General features: G+C 32.1%; 5 protein-coding genes. 1 reads left to right on the forward strand and 4 read right to left on the reverse strand.

Features of this window, described 5'->3' with window-relative positions; genetic code table 11:
• Positions 1-442: 442 nt before the first annotated feature.
• A complete protein-coding gene (locus COZ07_RS02885; RefSeq protein WP_406607086.1) occupies positions 443-751 on the forward strand; it encodes an FmdB family zinc ribbon protein in 309 nt (102 codons plus the stop codon).
• Here the strand turns inward: COZ07_RS02885 and COZ07_RS02890 are convergent.
• From COZ07_RS02890 to COZ07_RS02905, 4 genes are all read right to left on the reverse strand, one after another.
• Positions 748-1668 carry a patatin-like phospholipase family protein gene (locus COZ07_RS02890; RefSeq protein WP_406607087.1) on the reverse strand — a complete coding sequence of 307 codons (921 nt, stop codon included), beginning with the start codon at positions 1666-1668 and terminating at the stop codon, positions 748-750. The two genes, COZ07_RS02885 and COZ07_RS02890, sit on opposite strands and share 4 nt — an antisense overlap.
• A 56-nt stretch (positions 1669-1724) precedes the next feature.
• Positions 1725-2246, reverse strand: coding sequence for a cysteine hydrolase family protein (locus tag COZ07_RS02895; RefSeq protein ID WP_406607088.1), 522 nt, complete (start codon positions 2244-2246; stop codon positions 1725-1727).
• Positions 2247-2666 (reverse strand): thioesterase family protein, encoded by a 420-nt coding sequence (locus COZ07_RS02900; RefSeq protein WP_406607089.1) that lies wholly within the window; start codon positions 2664-2666, stop codon positions 2247-2249. It lies immediately after the preceding gene.
• A gap of 83 nt (positions 2667-2749) precedes the next feature.
• Complete coding sequence (locus tag COZ07_RS02905; RefSeq protein ID WP_406607090.1) at positions 2750-3775, reverse strand: zinc-binding dehydrogenase; 1026 nt, start codon at positions 3773-3775, stop codon at positions 2750-2752.
• Positions 3776-3871 lie beyond the last annotated feature (96 nt).

Consider the following 3871-nt stretch of genomic DNA (forward strand, 5'->3'; position numbering starts at 1 on the left):
CTTATTAAAATTTTCCTTCCAAAAATCCGGTAGCCTGTTTTCTACTTCTATTCTTATCTCTTCCTGTCTCTTCCTGCTATAAAAGAGTAAGCGAATTATAAATCCGCTTTAAACATAAATATTAATTTAGACTATCTTTATTTATTATATACTATACTTATTTTAAAAAACCCTCTTTTTTAGGATAAAACATTTTTATTAATTTTTCTACCCCTCATCTACAATCTTTTCTTTTTTTCTACTAATTAAGAAAATAAAAGATTGCTTTTTAGTGATAACATAAAGAAAATAGATTCCTGTTTACACAGGAATGACATAACCAGATAGATTTTTGCTTCCTACTTCCGTAGGAATGCGAAAGAAAAATGTTAAAGAAAATCTTGACAAAAGTGTAAACTGATATAAAATATAAAGTTAGAAATTTTAGAGGAGAAAATTAATTATGCCAACCTATGAGTATAAATGTAAAGAATGTGGAAATACTTTTGAAAAATTCCAATCTATAACTGAAAATCCAATTAAAAATTGTAAAAAATGTGGAGGCGAAGTTTATAGATTAATAAGCAAAAATGGTAATTTTATCTTAAAAGGTAGTGGATTTTATTGTACCGACCATCATCACAATAATAATAATTACAAATCAGAAAAGAAAAGAGAAGCTAGCCCCATAAAAAAAGAAGAACAAGGGAAAAAAGAACTACCGAAAAACCTCGAATCTGAAACTGACCTGAAAAAGGAAAAGAAACTTTAGTAAAATAATCTTTTCCACCAACTAGGTGTTACCCTCTTTAATTTTTTCTTTAATTCAGAAAGAACATTTTGAGCAGCAATTTCTCCTTCTCGAATACATTTTTCAGGTTTAGAAAAGTTAGACCAATGAAAACGTTCTACTTTAGGAGTAATCACTAAGTCAGCAAAAGATAATTGTAATTTTATTAATTCGTTAGAGGTAATAGAATCAGACCGAAATAGAATCTCTACCGCATTACTAAATTCAAACCTCTTTTTAAGTGTTGGGCTCACATTAACTGCAATAATAAAATTTGCCCCTAATGACCGTGCCGCTTCTATTGGCACTACATCAACTATTCCACCATCAACTAAAATTTTCCCCTCTAATATTATAGGAGGAAATATTCCTGGTATAGAAGCACTCGCTAAAAGAGCATTAAACAATTTCCCCTGGTTTAAAATTACCTTTTCTCCCTTGATCAAATCAGCGGCTACTGCAGCAAAAGGGATTTTAGTATCGGCAAAAACTTTATCACCTACTAAATCATTGATAATTTTCTTTAACCCTTCTCCATCGTTAAGGTACTTTCTTCTGAGTTCAAGATTAAGAATATAACCTTTTTTCAAAAAATCAGACATTTTTTTAATAAAATAAGGCTTATCTTCCTTTTCTTTTTCGCTGAAAGATAAGTTTATATTAAATTCACCAATTTTAGAATATTTCTCAGCAATTTTTTCTAGAGTAGAGATGTCTTTTTTTAAGGCATAAGCTGCCCCTATAATAGCTCCCATAGAAGTGCCCACAATTAAATCAATAGGAATATTTTCTCTTTTTAAAACCTTTAATACCCCAATATGAGCAAGACCTCGAGCCCCACCTCCTCCTAAAGCCAATCCTACTTTTAATTTTTCTTTTGCCACTACTTTTAACTCCAATCCAGATCAATTAAGCTTTTAGTTTCCACTTTCGTGGGAATGACAAATAGAACATATCATCTAATTTCCACACCAAGGATATCTTTCATTTGCTTTAAAGCAAAATTATGGGCTTGCTCATCAAACGAAGCCACCGCATCTTTCAAAACTGTAACCTTATAATTTAACATCCTGGCACTCGCAGCAGTATATAAAACACAGATATTGGTGCATACTCCTACTAATTCTAATTCTAAAATCTCTTCTTCTCTTAAAGAAATATCTAAATCAGTCTGAAAAAATCCACTAAATCTTCTTTTATAAATTATAAAATCATTTTTAAAGGGCACTAACTCCTTGATTATTTCTGCTCCCTTTGTTCCGGAGATACAGTGGGGAGGGAAAAGATTAAACTCTTTATCATCTGGTCGATGGTAGTCACATATATAGAATATAAGATCTTTTTCTTTCCTGAAGTTCTCTATTTCCTTTTGAATAGGTAAAATAATTTTTCCTCCACTATCACCTATATATAATTTTCCATCTTCTTTAATAAAATCGTTTAGCATATCAATTACCAGTAAAACTTTTCTATTCAATTAAAACTCACCCTCTTGTTTTTTCCCTTTCGTTGATAGCATCTTTTTAGTAAAATTATCTAAATCTATTATATATCTTTCTATTAAGCCTTCTCCTATCTTCTCTATTTCATCATAAGCTTTAACCTCAAAGGTTAATTTATTCTTGTAAACATCTGTTAGAGTCGCTTCAGCTGTAACCGACATACCTAATGGAGTAGGGGCTAAATGAGTAATCGATATTTTAGTTCCAACTGAAATATAACCTTCTGGAAGATATTTTTCCACCGCATTTATGGCAGCTATATCCATTAAAGAAACTAACATAGGGGTAGCGAATGCTGGTAACCTGGGATTAGCAAATCTTTCTGCTGAATTTTCTTCATTTACTATTGTTTGGGCTGCACCTTTTAAACCCTTTTTAAGATTAAGCTTTATCATTTTTCTTCTCCCTTTTAATTATTTTGTATCTTGATTCGTTAGCCAGTTACTTAGTTAGCTGATTAACTTGAATTTTTTTAATATTACTTATCCGGTTGAAGGACTACTTTAATAGAATTTTTTTCTTTCGCTCTTTTATAACCTTCTTTCCAATTGCTTAACGGTAGCACATCACTAACCAATTTCCCTAAATTTACCTCACCCTTATTTACTAAATTTATTGCTTTATCCCAGGATGAAGGCTTCTGAGTACGAGAACCAATAATGGTTAACTCTTTATCAAATAATATTTTATCAAATCTAAGTTTAATTGGTTGGTGAACAATTCCTGCTTGAATAAATCTACCCCCTTTCCTGATTATTTTTAATCCATATTTTACTGCTGCTATAGAGCCAGAACATTCAAATATTACGTCGATACCATTTTCTGTAATTATATTCGACAGATAATCTTCTAAATCCTTCTTTTCTATATTAAAAACTAAACTAATCCCTAAATTTTTTGCTAGAGCAAGTCTCTTCTCGTCTCCCTTAATTCCTACCATTATTACTCTTGCTCCTATCACTTGAGCTACCTGAGCGATTAACAATCCAAAAGGTCCGGGTCCTAATATTAAAGTAGTTTCTCCTTTTAATAAGTTCGCCTGCTCCATAACGGCATGAGTGGCACAGGATAAAGGCTCAAAAAGGGAAGCGGATATAAAATTAATATGAGGAGGAATTAGGTGGATACTTTCTTTTCTTATTACAAAATATTCAGCGAAAGCTCCATTAACAGCAGAGCCTAATCCTTTACGGTGAATACATAAATTATAATTTTTACTTTGGCAAAATTTGCACTGACCGCAAATATAAGCTGTAGTTTCAGTAGTGACTTTATCTCCTACTCTTATATCTTTCACTCCTTTCCCGACCTTTACCACGATTCCCGCAGTTTCATGTCCCAATACCACCGGAGGTTTTACAGCTGAATAACCATAGAGATCAGTCCCGCAAATTCCCGTCGCCTCTACTTTGACTTTTACTTCATTTTCCTGAGGGATCGGTTCCGGAATATCTCTTAATTCAATATCATTTTGTCCTTTTCCATATTTTACTAAAGCCTTCATCTTCTCCTATTCCTTTCCTTTTAACCAGCTCCCGCTACTGCTTATTTTAAATAAAATATACCATATGATTGTCCCCCAAAAAGTAAACAAATCTGT

This window comes from Candidatus Infernicultor aquiphilus (assembly GCF_002784285.1).
Classification (GTDB): domain Bacteria; phylum Atribacterota; class Phoenicimicrobiia; order Phoenicimicrobiales; family Phoenicimicrobiaceae; genus Infernicultor; species Infernicultor aquiphilus.